This is a genomic window from Tenacibaculum sp. MEBiC06402, assembly GCF_049239625.1.
In the GTDB taxonomy this organism is placed as follows: Bacteria; Bacteroidota; Bacteroidia; order Flavobacteriales; family Flavobacteriaceae; genus Polaribacter.
Genome location: NZ_JBMKKT010000100.1, coordinates 13,555 through 26,640, shown reverse-complemented (window position 1 = coordinate 26,640; position 13,086 = coordinate 13,555). Strand labels below are relative to the sequence as shown.

Annotated in this window: 11 protein-coding genes; 4 read left to right on the top strand and 7 right to left on the bottom strand. The window is 30.6% G+C overall.

The genetic code is table 11. The features are described 5' to 3' along the window. Nucleotides 1-84: 84 nt before the first annotated feature. Nucleotides 85-2,895 (top strand): DNA polymerase I, encoded by a 2,811-nt coding sequence (gene polA / locus ACOSP6_RS12635; RefSeq protein WP_422094271.1) that lies wholly within the window; start codon nt 85-87, stop codon nt 2,893-2,895. Nucleotides 2,896-2,899: 4 nt separating this feature from the next. Here polA and ACOSP6_RS12630 read toward each other — a convergent pair whose 3' ends face one another. Next, a complete protein-coding gene (locus ACOSP6_RS12630) occupies nt 2,900-3,667 on the bottom strand; it encodes a LytR/AlgR family response regulator transcription factor (protein ID WP_422094270.1) in 768 nt (255 codons plus the stop codon). Further along, on the bottom strand, nt 3,668-4,747 hold the full coding sequence (locus tag ACOSP6_RS12625; RefSeq protein ID WP_422094269.1) for a sensor histidine kinase: 1,080 nt from the start codon (nt 4,745-4,747) through the stop codon (nt 3,668-3,670). Nucleotides 4,748-4,886: 139 nt separating this feature from the next. Here ACOSP6_RS12625 and ACOSP6_RS12620 point away from each other — a divergent pair, with 139 nt between their 5' ends. Continuing rightward, nucleotides 4,887-5,714: a DUF6503 family protein gene (locus ACOSP6_RS12620; RefSeq protein ID WP_422094268.1), complete on the top strand. Its 828-nt coding sequence runs from the start codon at nt 4,887-4,889 to the stop codon at nt 5,712-5,714. A gap of 56 nt (nt 5,715-5,770) precedes the next feature. Here the strand turns inward: ACOSP6_RS12620 and ACOSP6_RS12615 are convergent, their stop codons facing one another. From ACOSP6_RS12615 to ACOSP6_RS12605, 3 genes are all read right to left on the bottom strand, one after another. Then, nucleotides 5,771-6,337, bottom strand: coding sequence for a uracil-DNA glycosylase family protein (locus ACOSP6_RS12615; RefSeq protein ID WP_422094267.1), 567 nt, complete (start codon nt 6,335-6,337; stop codon nt 5,771-5,773). Between the two features lie 320 nt (nt 6,338-6,657). Further along, the gene (locus ACOSP6_RS12610) at nt 6,658-7,023 is read right to left on the bottom strand and encodes a Na(+)-translocating NADH-quinone reductase subunit F (RefSeq protein WP_422094266.1); all 366 of its coding nucleotides are present in this window, start codon (nt 7,021-7,023) and stop codon (nt 6,658-6,660) included. Further along, on the bottom strand, nt 7,020-8,378 hold the full coding sequence (locus ACOSP6_RS12605; RefSeq protein ID WP_422094265.1) for a DEAD/DEAH box helicase: 1,359 nt from the start codon (nt 8,376-8,378) through the stop codon (nt 7,020-7,022). The genes ACOSP6_RS12610 and ACOSP6_RS12605 overlap by 4 nt, the downstream gene beginning before the upstream one ends. Nucleotides 8,379-8,443: 65 nt before the next feature. Here ACOSP6_RS12605 and ACOSP6_RS12600 point away from each other — a divergent pair, with 65 nt between their 5' ends. Next, nucleotides 8,444-8,905, top strand: coding sequence for a Na(+)-translocating NADH-quinone reductase subunit F (locus tag ACOSP6_RS12600; protein ID WP_422094264.1), 462 nt, complete (start codon nt 8,444-8,446; stop codon nt 8,903-8,905). Nucleotides 8,906-8,974: 69 nt separating this feature from the next. Here the strand turns inward: ACOSP6_RS12600 and tig are convergent, their stop codons facing one another. After that, the gene (tig, locus tag ACOSP6_RS12595; protein ID WP_422094263.1) at nt 8,975-10,297 is read right to left on the bottom strand and encodes a trigger factor; all 1,323 of its coding nucleotides are present in this window, start codon (nt 10,295-10,297) and stop codon (nt 8,975-8,977) included. A 100-nt stretch (nt 10,298-10,397) separates the two neighbouring features. Next, nucleotides 10,398-10,751: a phage holin family protein gene (locus ACOSP6_RS12590; RefSeq protein ID WP_422094262.1), complete on the bottom strand. Its 354-nt coding sequence runs from the start codon at nt 10,749-10,751 to the stop codon at nt 10,398-10,400. Nucleotides 10,752-10,855: 104 nt separating this feature from the next. Between ACOSP6_RS12590 and ACOSP6_RS12585 the strand changes: the two genes are divergently transcribed. Continuing rightward, the gene (locus tag ACOSP6_RS12585) at nt 10,856-12,970 is read left to right on the top strand and encodes a M48 family metallopeptidase (protein WP_422094261.1); all 2,115 of its coding nucleotides are present in this window, start codon (nt 10,856-10,858) and stop codon (nt 12,968-12,970) included. Nucleotides 12,971-13,086: the final 116 nt, after the last annotated feature.

The window sequence follows — 13,086 nt, the reverse complement described above, 5'->3', positions numbered from 1 at the left end:
CAGAAGATTGTTTCAATCTTGACTATTTTTTTTCGAACGGCAGTATTATTTTGTAGTTTTACATTCTTCAATTCAGACAAAAATATGACTACCAAAAAAAGACTTTTTTTATTAGATGCTTATGCGTTAATATTTAGAGGATATTATGCATTCATCAAAAACCCAAGAATTAACTCTAAAGGAATGGATACTTCGGCCATCCTTGGTTTCACTAATTCTTTGTTAGATGTTATAAAAAAAGAAAAACCTGATTATTTAGCTGTTTGTTTTGATAAAGGTGGTAGTGTAGATAGAGTTGATGTTTTTCCGGAATATAAGGCAAACAGACAAGAAACTCCTGAAGCTATTAAAATAGCTGTTCCTTATATCGAAAAGATTTTGGAAGCAATGAATATTCCTGCAATTGTTAAGGAAGGATATGAAGCTGATGATATTATTGGAACATTAGCAAAGAAAGCAGAAAAAGAAGGTTTAGAAACCTATATGGTAACACCTGATAAAGATTATGCGCAACTAGTTTCTGATAGCATATTCATGTATCGCCCTCCTAGAATGGGAAATGGATATGAAAAATGGGGAGTTGAAGAAGTTCAGAAAAAATTTGAAGTAGAACGTCCAGAGCAAGTAATTGACTTTCTAGGAATGATGGGAGATTCTGTAGACAACATTCCTGGTTTACCTGGAGTTGGAGAAAAAACTGCTAAAAAGTTTATTGCTGCTTACGGTTCTATGGAAGGTTTGTTTGAAAACATTCATGAACTAAAAGGTAAAATGAAAGAAAAAGTAGAAGCAAATCAAGAGTTAGGATTACTTTCGAAAAAACTTGCTACTATAATGTTAGATGTTCCTGTTGAATTAGAACAAGATAAACTCATTTTTGAACAACCTGATATTGAAAAAACAAAAGCTATTTTTTCTGAATTAGAGTTTAGAAGGTTAACCGATAACTTTGTAAAAACATTTTCATCAGAAGAACTAAGCGAAACAAAACAACAAAGTTCTAAACAAAAAGAAACTTCTGGTCAGTTTGATTTATTTAGTACACCAGGTTCTGGAAACAAAACCACTGAAAGTATAAACGGTTTTAAAACTATTCAAAATACAAATCATTTTTACCAGTTAGTAAACACACCTGTAGCAAGAAAGCTTCTTTTAGACAAGTTACTTTTGCAGAAATCTGTTTGTTTTGATACCGAAACTACGGGATTAAAAGCTTTAGAAGTAGAACTTATAGGAATTGCTTTTTCATGGGAAATTGGTAAAGGATATTATGTTGCTTTTCCAGAAGACCAAAATGAAACTAAACAGATATTAGAAACATTTAGACCTTTCTTTGAATCTCAGAATATTGAGAAAGTAGGACATAACATAAAGTACGATATTAAAGTATTATCTAACTATAATATGCCCGTTAAAGGAAAGTTATTTGATACGATGATTGCTCATTATTTGATTAATCCAGATATGCGTCATAATATGGATATTCTTTCTGAGACATACTTGAACTATCAACCCGTTCCAATTACTGAATTAATCGGTAAAAAAGGAAAGAACCAACTTTCTATGAGGACTGTTGATTTAGATAAGCAAACTGAATATGCTGTTGAAGATGCTGATGTTACGCTTCAATTAAAATATCATTTCGAAAAAGAGTTAGCTTCGAGTAATTTAACTGAGTTATTTGAAAAAGTAGAAACTCCATTAGTTTCTGTACTAACAGCTATGGAAATTGAGGGAATCAATTTAAACACAGTCTTCTTAGGTAAATTTTCTAAAGAATTATCCTCAGAAATCACATCATTAGAAAAAAAGATTTATGAACAAGCTGGTGAAGAATTCAATATTGCTTCTCCAAAACAATTGGGACCAATTTTATTTGAAAAACTTAAGCTTGTTGACAAACCTAAGAAAACTAAAACAGGACAATATTCTACTGCAGAAGATGTATTATCCTCGTTAAAAGAGCATCAAATTGTTGCTGATATTTTAGAATATCGCCAATGCAAAAAACTACTTAGTACTTATGTAGATGCTTTACCAAATGAATTAAATCCAAAAACGAATCGTATTCATACCGTTTATGCACAGGCTGTAGCTGCAACTGGACGTCTAAGTTCAAATAATCCAAACCTGCAAAATATTCCTATTAGGACTATTCGAGGACAGGAAGTTAGGAAAGCTTTCATTCCAAGAGATGAAAATTACACATTATTAGCAGCGGATTATTCACAAATTGAATTACGAATTATTGCTGCTTTAAGTGATGAAGAAACCATGATTAAAGCTTTTCAAGACGGGGAAGATATTCATGCTTCTACAGCAGCCAAGGTTTTCAATGTAGCTTTAGATGAAGTTACTCGCGAACAACGTAGTAATGCTAAAACCGTAAACTTCGGAATTATATATGGTGTATCTGCTTTTGGTTTAAGTAATCAAACTAACTTGAATAGATCAGAAGCTAAAGAATTAATTGACACGTATTACAAAACATATCCAAAACTAAAGAACTTTATCGCAAAACAAATTGATTTTGCTAGAGAGAACGGTTATGTTGAAACGATTTTAGGAAGAAAACGTTATTTAAAAGATATTAACTCAAGAAATGCAATTGTTAGAGGAGCTGCAGAACGAAATGCGGTAAATGCACCAATTCAAGGTAGTGCTGCTGACGTTATAAAACTAGCAATGATTAATATTCATAAACGATTTGAGAAAGAACAGTTCAAATCGAAAATGTTATTGCAAGTACATGATGAATTAGTTTTTGACGCTCATAACGATGAATTAGAAACTATTAAACCAATTATTAAAGAAGAAATGGAAAATGCATTTAAACTTTCTGTTCCTTTAGATGTAGAAATTGGTATGGGTACAAATTGGCTTGAAGCACATTAAACAGCTATAAATCAGGGTTTGCTATTTTCTCTGCAATCTCATGTTTATATTTTCTGCTAGAAATCAAAACATCTCCAGATGAGAGTTTCAGCATAAAGGTATTGTTATTTAAATACTTACAATCCTTAACATAATCTTTATTAATAATAAAAGAGCGATGAACTCTTATAAAGTTTGGAGGTAGTTGTTGTTCTAATAAATTCAAAGAAACTCTATAAAGTATTTTTGAATTATTAACATGCAATATTACATAAACTGAGCTGGCTTCGATATATACTATTTCTTGTGTTTTGACTTTTTTTACATATCCTTTTTCTTTTACTTCAAACTCAGTTAAGTGTGGAGTTAGTGTCTGGTTATATTCATTATACAAACTAGAAAACTTCTTAGCAAAATCGGCTTGTTTTCCTATTTCAATCGTATGTTTTGCACTAGATAACACATCATTAAACCGGTTTTCATCATAAGGTTTTAAAAGATAATCAAACGCTTTTAGTTCAAATGCTTTTAACGCATATTGATCATAAGCAGTGGAAAAGATAATTAAAGATGAAATATCATTTAATTTGGCAGCTACCTCTATTCCATTCATCGCTGGCATGTTAATATCTAAAAAAATAATATCTGGTTCAGTATGTTTTAATACCTCAACTACCTCTTTCCCGTTCTTACATTCGTGTATTAAACCTACTTGATCATCTTTCTTTAATAAGTCACGTAAATATCTCCTAGCATGTGGTTCGTCATCAACTATTAATACTGAAATAACCATTTACTTTATATTTTTTATTATTAACGTTACTATGTATTTACCTTTTTCACTAGAGGTTTTAAATTCAAAGTCATTACCAAAAAAAACACTCAACCTTTCTTCTAGGTTTTTTAATCCTATTTTATTGGAATATTCTACTTGGACAAACTCCTCTTCTGGTATTGTATTTTTTAAACAAATAAATAATTCCTCTCCTTTTAACTTCGCTTCTAAGTGAATTTCTGAATGACCATCAACTAATGACACACCGTGTTTAAATGCATTTTCTATTAATGGCTGAAGAAATAAAGTGGGAACTTTTATATCATAGGTATTTATGTCTATATCATATATAACCTTTAATCGATCATTAAATCTTTCTTCTTCAATTTCCAAGTAGTTTTTAAAATATTCTAATTCTTCTTTAAATGTAATATTTGGTGTATCGTTATTTTTTAAAATCTTCCGTAAAAGATGTGTTAGTTTTATAAGCATTGACCTTGCTTTATCATCATCATAACCTATAAGCGTGTTTAAAGTATGTAAAGAATTAAATAAAAAGTGAGGATTTAATTGAGATTGTAATGCCAGCAATTGCGTTTGATTTAAATCCTTTTCTAATGATAATACTCGAAGTTTTTGTGATTGAACAGCCTTATAAGTGTCTAAAAACCTTAATAGAGCGATTATAATTATGAATTCAAAAAACCTACTAAAAAAAGATTTTACAATGTACGGCCTAAAACTATTTAAAGCTTCTTGTATAGTTTGACCATTAACTAGAATTTTATACCCATAAAAAATTAAATTCGTACATATTAAATGAATGAATACTAATACAGATAGTTCGAGAAAGAAAGTCAGTAAACGCTTTTTAATATTTGTAAGACTTAATCTTTCATAAAAACCATTGATATATTCAATTAAAAAAGCCCAAACAAAGTAATTGGAAAAATAATAAACAGCATCTCCAAGAATTACCATAAACTTCCCTCCTTTATTTATACTTGCTTGAAGTAATATCAATAGACTGATTATAGCTGCTACTACATAGACATACTTCTTTTGAATTGGTAATTCTTTTCTCCTAATAATTTGCATAAGTTAAAAGTACAGAATAATTTAACTTCCATCCCAATTCTACATTGTCATTAAAAACATTATTTGTCAGTCACAACATCTTTCTTTTAACAGAACTTGTTTAGAGATAGTTTTGAAGTGAATTTTAAAATATCTGACAATGAAAAAAATATTCTATTTAACATGCCTAACTTTCTTCTGTGCAAAAATATTATATGCACAACCTCAATATGCTTCCTCAGAAACAAAAGAGGTAATTGAAAAAATGATAACCGCTCACGGCGGAATGAAAAAATGGAAAGACTTAAAAACTCTCACTTTTACTTCTGCAATGCATAGCAAATCTTTAGGTTTTTTAAGGTTTTGGATTAAGTCTCAAACCATAGATATGCAATCAAGAAGATCGTATCAAGATTGGCCTATAGTTGGTTCAAAATTATCTTATGATGGTCAAAAAGTATGGACTACAGATTGGCGAGTTGGAAATCCTCCAAACCATCAACATTCGGTGTATTATTACTACGTAAACTTACCTTGGTTAACTCAAGATAGTAATGTTAAACTTGGCGATGTAGAGAAAATTAAACATCAAGCGTTTAAAAATGAAGTGTATAAAATCAAAATGAGTTTCTCAAAAGCTCCGACTGTAGGAAAATCAGTTAAAGACAGCTATACATTATATATCGATAGTAAATCTTACTTACTAAATGGATATGAATACACTGTTGGATATGGACCACTTTTAGATATTTTGAAACTAGCGAAAAACAAAACCTTTTTTGGGCCTGTATTAAGAATTAATAATTATACAGGTGATGTGAAAGGATTAAAATTCCCTATGCTCATGACAACAAATAGTCTAGATTTAAAAGATCAATATGGAGATCATGTTATTTATGATTTTAAGATAGATGAAAAATTTGATGAAACTAGAATGATAAAATCTGATAAAGACATCATAGATACGTCAACCGACAACAGAAAATAAATTCCAACAACTTATAAAACAAGGTTTAAGTTAAAAAGCTTAAGCCTTTTTTATTTTTATTGTATTACATAACTTACTCTCTTTTGCAATTCTGGAATTACATGTTTTTCAAACCATGGATTTTTAGATAACCAAAATCTATTTCTTGGTAAAGGATGTGGTAATGTAAAATACTTCGGAAGATAATCTTCATAATGACCTACCGTTTCCGTAAGCGTTCGTTTAGCCTTTTCTTTCAAATAATATTTTTGCGCATATTGACCGATTAACAATATCAGTTCTACTTTTTCTAGTTCATCAAATAATAATTGGTGCCATTTAGGAGCACATTCTTTCCTTGGTGGCAAATCTCCTGATTTCCCTCTTCCTGGATAACAAAATCCCATTGGGATTATCCCGAATAAATCTATATTGTAAAATTGTTCGTCTGAAACAGCCAACCATTTTCTTAGTTGTCTTCCACTGGCGTCATCCCAAGGAATTCCAGAAGCATGAACTTTTGTTCCAGGTGCCTGACCGATAATTATAATTTTAGACGAGTTTGAAGCCTTAACAACAGGTCTCGGTTCAATAAATTGCTCGCACAACTTACAAGTATATATTTTAGAAAGTAATTCTTTCATTGTACTAAGAAACAAAAAAAACACCTACTATTTTACTAATAGTAGGTGTATTCTGTTTAATAGTTTTTTATTTCTTAGTGTCTAATCGCGTAGCTTGCTCCGCTTCCGAATTCAGCTAAAGTTGTAAATAAACTTCTAAAAAAACTATTAACCCTTTTAAGTAATAATTTCCCCATGATGTTAATAATTTAAAATAATCCCAATACAAATATACGACACAATTAGCTGATTTCCACAGGATTTTCCCCCTTTTTGTATCAAAAGCATAAAAAACTTCATAATTGGCTGCTAAATTCACATAGATTACATGGAAAAAGTTGCTAATTAGTTAATTTTAAGAAGTTTTCAAAAGCTATATAGTAGGGTTGATCCTTTAAAACTGGCAAATCTATACTTTCAGCATTTGCTAGTCCAACACCTGCAAACCAGACTTTTGCCCCTTGTTTTTGTGCATGTTCTTTAAACGTTTCCATCCAAACAGTATCGTATTGATTTGGATTTTGAAGGTTATTTGAAGCTTTTACCAAAACAAATATTGTTGGTTCTCCTTTTTTAAAAAGTACAAACTGCGGATGCTTTTTCAATTCACTATTAATGGCCACAAACTCATACCCCATTTCTTGCAACTTCTTACCAACAATATTCATAGCTAAATTGTGTAGCTCTTGCTCTGTAAGGATTCTCATTTTCTCTTTTTATTGCGTTTATTGTAATTTTTATCTCCTTTTGTTTTCGGTTTCTTGTATTTTTTTGCAATCTCTCTTCTGTAACTTCCTCCAAGGTTTACCTTTTTATTCTTTTCCTTCTTTTCATGAAAAGCAGGTCCTGGAACATACTCTTGCGAAGTTCTATTTTTTGATTGAGCTTGATCTTCTTTAGGACGTTCTTCTTCTGTTAATTGCTTCGAAATTTCAACAGGCTCAGGAATTTTAAGTAATGGGATTTCATAATTCATTAACTCTTCAATTCGCTTCTTAGCTTCTTGCTCTTTATCTGTTGCTAAAAGGATTGATTTTCCTTTGTGCTCTGCCCTACCTGTTCTACCAATACGGTGCATGTAGTTTTCAGGATAATGTGTAGGATTGAAATTAATAACATGTGAAATTTCCTGTAAATCTAATCCACGGGCAATAACGTCGGTAGCAATTAGTATTCTATGTTTCCCTTCGTTAAAATTCTCAATAGATTTTATACGGTAATTCTGAGTTTTATTAGAATGAATTACACAGTTTTGACCCGGAAATTCTTCTTCCAATAAATTAAAAATACGATCTGCATTTCTTTTGTTCGGAGCAAAAATCAATACTTTTTCAAACTCACTTTTATCAAACAATAAGAAATTTAAAAGATTCATTTTTGTGTAAAAATTGGGAACATTGTAACAGGTTTGTTCAATATTATACAATGGCGTTCCACTCACAGCAATAGCAATCTTTTTAGGAGCAATAAAGAAATCATCAATTAGCGCCTCTACATCTTCCGTCATTGTAGCAGAAAACATAATATTTTGTCTTCTATCTGGTAGTAAATCAAAAATATTTAAAAGCTGAAACCTGAAACCTAAATCCAACATCACATCAACTTCATCAATCACTAACTTTTGAATAGATTTCATTTTTAAAACTCTACTTAAAGCTAAATCATATAATCTACCTGGAGTTGCCACAATAACATCACATCCTTCGGCCACAGCTTGTTTATGACGATTTAAGTTTACACCTCCATATACTCCAAGTACACGTAAGGTCATGTATTTTGACAATTTTTCGATTTCATCTACAACCTGTAAAACCAATTCACGCGTTGGAACCAAAATAAGCACTCTCGGGTTAAGCTGTTTTGAAAATTTTAAATCACGTAAAATAGGCAACACGTATGCAAAAGTTTTACCTGTACCTGTTTGTGCTATACCAACAATATCTTTTCCTGATCTTACAATTGGAAAAGCTTGTTCTTGAATTGGTGTTGGATGTTCGAAACCTAAATCAAGAATTGCATTTCTTAATGGGTTCGATAAATCTAATTCTTCGAAAGTTGTCATTTAACTTAATTTCCGCAAAGGTACAACCATTATTTTGTATATTTAAAGTGATAAATGATGAAGATATGAAGACACCCAAACGTTTAGAACAAGCCCTGATTAAACTTTACAACGCTTTTCATAATAACCAACTAAATCCTGAATGTTGTTTCGCTTGTGCAGTTGGAAATATTTTGGACAATCATGATAGTTGGAAACATTTATCTGATGAGCATGGATCAACGGAATTGAGTTATGTTGGAAAAGTTCATCAAAGATTGGGAAGACGTTTTAATGGTTATACTCCTTTGGAATTACTTCAAATTGAAAAAACTTTTTTGGAAGCTTGCGGATTTGTAGTTCCGCTTTGTCATTATAATCCGAAACCTAAAAACAGTACAGATAAGGACATTCTTTTTAATGGTTTAAATGCTGTCGTAGGATATTTATGTGAGTTAGAAGGAATACATAATGTGATGGATTATTCTAAAATATTTGAATTTGAAAATGAAGATCCTGTTTATCGATTTGATATAATTTATGAATAGTACTTTATTACAACATAAAAAAAGCCGATGCAAATGCATCGGCTTTTTCAATATCAATTATTGTAAAGATTATTTATAAACTTCTTTGATAAAATCTTCGTAGCTTACTTCTTTACTCTTGAACTTCATGTTTTCTTTAAAAAAAGTCAATAATTTCTGAGAAATTAATTGAGATTGTAAACGTTGCGCCTCGTCTTGGTTAGATAAAACTCTACCAGCGATGTTGTTTAACTCCTCTTCCTCTGGATTCATGTTACCAAATTGAGCCATTTGAGCTTTAATAAATCCTTTTGTATAATCTAATAACTCAGCGTACTCTAATTTGATATCGTTATCCTTCATAATCTTTCCTTCGATTAATTGGTAACGTAATCCTTTCTCAGATTTAGTATACTCTTCTTTAGCTTCATCTTCAGATAATTCTTTTTCTCCAGCAGTTTGTAACCACTTTTGTAAGAATTCAGCTGGTAAGTCAAACTCAGTACTTTCAATGAAATGCTCAGTTACTGCGTTTAATAATTGTTGATCAGCTTGCTGTTGGAACTGTCCTTCTGCATCTTGCTTGATTTTTTCCTTTAACTCAGTTACAGTCGTAACGCTTCCGTCAGGGAAAATCTTTCCAAATAATTCTTGATCTAAATCAGCTGGTTCAGTTTTGCTAATTTCCTCAATTGTAAAAGTTACTTTTACATCTAACTCCTCAGCAACTTCTTTAGTAACACCTAAAGCTTGAGCTAATTTTGTTTCCTCTTCGAAAAGTTTCTTTGTATCTAATTCAATAACATCTCCAACTTTCGCTCCGATAAATTTCTTTTCGTTCTTCTTACCTTTCAAATCGTTTACTAAGAAAGTAGACTTTTTGTTAATCTCTTTTTCTTCGTTTACAAAAGTACCAGTTACATTTGCGTGCTCTTCACCTTCTTCTAAAGTGATTAACTTTCCGTAACGGTTTTGAATGTTTTCTACTTCTTTATCGATTAATTCGTCAGTAGCAACAATTTTGTATTCTGTAATCTTGTTCTTACCTTTTAAATCAACGTCAAATTCAGGAGCTAATCCCAATTCAAACTCAAAAGAAAACTTATCAGTATCCCAAGAAAAATCATCTTTTACAACTGGTAACGGATTTCCTAAGATATCTAATTTCTCCTCTACCAAGAACTTATTTAAATTCTCTTGTAAAAGCTTATTTACTTCATCAATCATTACTGCTTTACCATATTGCTTTCTTACCATTCCCATAGGAACATTTCCTTTTCTAAATCCAGGAATATTTGCTTTTTTACGGTAATCATTTAAAACCTCTGTTACTTTGTCTTTATAATCTTCAGCAACAATATCAACCTTCACAATGGCATTTAATGCGTCTACGTTTTCTTTTGTAATATTCATTTGACTATTATCTTCTTAAAAAATTGGGTGCAAAATTACTATTTTTAAATTAGTCTAACAAGCATTTTATACAATTGAAATAAAGATACTTATATAAAACTTACTGATTCTTTTTTTCTTCTTTGATCAATCCAAATAAAAACGACCTAAATATTGATAGCAAAATACTAAATACAAGTGCCGTGAGAAATCCATTTACGTAAAAACCAGACACTAAATTTCCTGCTATTAAAATAATGATTGCGTTAATAACAAATAGAAACAATCCTAAGGTTAAAATAGTAACTGGCAATGTTAGTATCACAAGAATTGGACGGACAAACATGTTCAACACAGCAATAACAAATGCGATAATAACAGCCGTAACATAATTCTCAACTACTATTCCGCTTAATAAATTCGACAATACCAATACTGCAAATGCAGTTAGTAATAATTTCACTATAAATTTCATCCTCTATTTTTTTATTCTCTAATGTACTATAACTGTACCAAACTAGTAAACAGGAAGTTTTGTCAGTTTTTCACTTTTTATTATGTTTACCAAAAATTGTTAAAATGAATACTCAAGCTTTAGACTTTTATCCAAAAAGTCCTGAAAACATTTCTAAAAATTTCACACAACTTCCTTCTTCGTATAAGTTAAGAGCATCATTAGCTGTTGTTGCGATACTCTTATTTTTTATTCTCTATGTTGGTTTAGTAGTTTCACTTGGTTATTTGGTAAAATATGCTTTCACGTACGACATGGGTTCTGTGAATAAAATTACTATTTTATTAAAAATTGGTGCCATTGGTGGTAGTATTATGTTATTTGTGTTTACACTCAAATTTATCTTTAAATTAAAAAATCATAAGCCTACTAACAGAATTAAATTAAACAAACAAGAACATAAAAATCTATGGGCTTTTGTAGATAAAATCTGTGAAGAAACTGGTGCTCCAAAACCTAAAAATATCTATGTGGACCCTGATGTTAATGCTTACGTTTCTTATAGTAATATGTGGTTAAGTTTGTTCTTACCCATAAAAAAAGAATTAACAATTGGTTTAGGATTAGTAGACAGTTTAAATCTTTCTGAATTTAAAGCTGTAATAACTCATGAATTCGGTCACTTTGCACAACGCGCAATGAAAATAGGTAGTTATATTAATTCTGCCAATACGATTATTCATAATATGATTTTTGAGCGCGATAAATGGGATGATGTTTTAGATCAGTGGAGAGCTTCTGATATTCGACTTTCGGCAGCTGCGTGGGTAATAACCCCAATCATTTGGATAATACGTCAAATATTATCTCTTTTCTATCAATTTCTTAACATTATGTATTCTTCTCTCTCGAGAGAAATGGAGTTTAATGCAGACAAAGTGGCGGTTAGTACCAGTGGAAGTCAAGCAATTGTTTCTGCTCTTTGGAAGTTAGATGATGGGTTTGAAACGTGGAATTCTACTGTGAATCATGCTTATTTAGCAGCGAAAAAGAAAGTGTATGCAGAAAACCTCTACACACATAATAAAATTGCGCACGATAAAAACACTAAACTTCAAACCAGCAAACTAGACCAATTGAATTCTGATAAAGATGGATACAAAATATATTTTTCTTCATCGGAAAATTCTAAAGTTGGAATGTATGCTAGTCATCCACCGAATAATTTAAGAGAGAATAATGCAAAGACTCCCTTTATATCTTGTAATGAAGATACTAGAACTCCATGGATTCTTTTCAACAGAAAAGATGAACTACAGCAGCAAATGAGTTCTCTCATTTATGAAACCTACTTACAAAAGAAACCTGAAGAGTTCTCGAACATTGAAGTGTTTGAAAATTTTATAAAACAAGAAACTCAAGGAAAAGAATTACTTGAAGAATATGATAACACTTTCTTAAATAGATTTTTATTTATTGATAAAGAAAATGAGTTATTGGCAGCTTCACAAGCTTTAACTAATATCAACAAAGCAACTATATCAAATCTAAAAGAATCTCTAAAAGAGTTAATGCTTCCTGTCAAGAACATAGAGGATTTAATGCATAAAGCTGTCGCTGTAGCTAATGGAGAAACAAAAGACCTTACATTTGAATTTAACGGTCAAAATTTTAAGAAAAAAAACATTCAACAAGGCTATCAACTATTATTTGATGAACGTGAAAAATTATTCAATGAAAGTTTTAAGGAATGGGACACACAATTTTGCGCAACTCATTTGGCCATAGCAAGAACGCAAGGAAAAGAAAATGAGTTGATTAAAATTTACAAACAACATAATACTATTATTGAAATATTTAAAACTATTTTAAACACAAAGAATTACATTTTAGAACAACTTCAAAAACTTCAAGAGGATAGTGAATTAGAACAAAGTCAGGTAATATCATTCAGCACTCGTGTTAAAGATTTGGTAGTAGATTTAAACACATCAATTAATAAAATAGATGAAATTGAATTTATTCCTATGTCTAACATCGATGATGCACAAGAATTTAAAGAAGCAATTATAGATAATGGAAAGTTTGAAAGAGGTGTTGGAAACATATTTGAAACTGGTGAATTTAACCAGATTATGAACAATTTAGAAATGGCAACTTCTCATTTACAAAGACTAGAACAAAAGAGTATTGGATTAATTTTAATGACACACAATGAGCTTCATGAAAATTTAACCTAAACCTTTGAATTAGTAAAGCTTTAGTATAATTCAGCTTTAATTAAATCAAATGGAAATAAGAATTAATTATTTGTTTTAGTCATAATTTTCAAACAAAATGTCTGAAATAAATTACT

Excerpts from the sequence above, each read along its gene's own strand:
- polA (WP_422094271.1), top strand. The coding sequence starts at position 85 with ATGACTACCAAAAAAAGACTTTTTTTATTAGATGCTTATGCGTTAATA.
- ACOSP6_RS12630 (WP_422094270.1), bottom strand. The coding sequence starts at position 3,667 with ATGGTTATTTCAGTATTAATAGTTGATGACGAACCACATGCTAGGAGA.
- ACOSP6_RS12625 (WP_422094269.1), bottom strand. The coding sequence starts at position 4,747 with ATGCAAATTATTAGGAGAAAAGAATTACCAATTCAAAAGAAGTATGTC.
- ACOSP6_RS12620 (WP_422094268.1), top strand. The coding sequence starts at position 4,887 with ATGAAAAAAATATTCTATTTAACATGCCTAACTTTCTTCTGTGCAAAA.
- ACOSP6_RS12615 (WP_422094267.1), bottom strand. The coding sequence starts at position 6,337 with ATGAAAGAATTACTTTCTAAAATATATACTTGTAAGTTGTGCGAGCAA.
- ACOSP6_RS12610 (WP_422094266.1), bottom strand. The coding sequence starts at position 7,023 with ATGAGAATCCTTACAGAGCAAGAGCTACACAATTTAGCTATGAATATT.
- ACOSP6_RS12605 (WP_422094265.1), bottom strand. The coding sequence starts at position 8,378 with ATGACAACTTTCGAAGAATTAGATTTATCGAACCCATTAAGAAATGCA.
- ACOSP6_RS12600 (WP_422094264.1), top strand. The coding sequence starts at position 8,444 with ATGAAGACACCCAAACGTTTAGAACAAGCCCTGATTAAACTTTACAAC.
- tig (WP_422094263.1), bottom strand. The coding sequence starts at position 10,297 with ATGAATATTACAAAAGAAAACGTAGACGCATTAAATGCCATTGTGAAG.
- ACOSP6_RS12590 (WP_422094262.1), bottom strand. The coding sequence starts at position 10,751 with ATGAAATTTATAGTGAAATTATTACTAACTGCATTTGCAGTATTGGTA.
- ACOSP6_RS12585 (WP_422094261.1), top strand. The coding sequence starts at position 10,856 with ATGAATACTCAAGCTTTAGACTTTTATCCAAAAAGTCCTGAAAACATT.